A 681-nucleotide genomic window follows, 5' to 3' on the forward strand; every position below is an offset into this window, starting at 1 on the left:
GTGCCATTGATTTCGAATTCTCATCGTTTCTCGGTATCGCCCTCGACCCCAAAAGAAAGAGACACCCAAATGACACAAATTAATCAAGAACGTCTAGTTGAACATTTCTGCCAACTGGTTCGCATCGACAGCGAATCTATGAATGAAAAACAAATTGCAGAAACGCTGGCTGAGCAACTGGGCGAACTAGGCTTTACGGTTCACAAACTTCCTGTACCAGAACACATTTCTAATGGCTTCAACGTGTACGCACGGTTAGAAGGAAAAAAAGAAGGCTCAATCCTAATGAGCTGTCACATGGATACGGTAACGCCGGGCATTGGTATCGAGCCGATCATCGAAGACGGTATCATCCGCTCGAAAGGCAATACCATTCTTGGCGGTGACGACAAATCTGGCATCGCTGCCATCATGGAAGCAGTGCGCTGCATCCAAGCTGAAAACCTAGAACACAAAACGCTCGAATTGGCGTTCACTGTACATGAAGAAGGTGGCCTGTTCGGTTCTGAATACTTCGATATGTCTCACGTAACCTCAACAGAAGCGATCGTACTGGACACAGGTGGCCCAATTGGAACTATCGTAACGGCTGCTCCGGGCCAACAAAAGATCGTCGCAACCATCAAAGGCCGCTCTGCACATGCAGGTCTTGCACCGGAAGAAGGCATCAGTGCGATCATG

Annotated in this window: 1 protein-coding gene; it reads left to right on the forward strand. The window is 48.3% G+C overall.

Annotated elements, in window-relative coordinates; all coding sequences use genetic code 11:
* Positions 1–69: 69 nt before the first annotated feature.
* Positions 70–681 (forward strand): M20/M25/M40 family metallo-hydrolase (locus R8O11_RS28070; RefSeq protein ID WP_318194980.1); only part of this gene is annotated, 612 nt, incomplete at its 3' end.

The organism is Vibrio sp. 1288 (assembly GCF_033344475.1).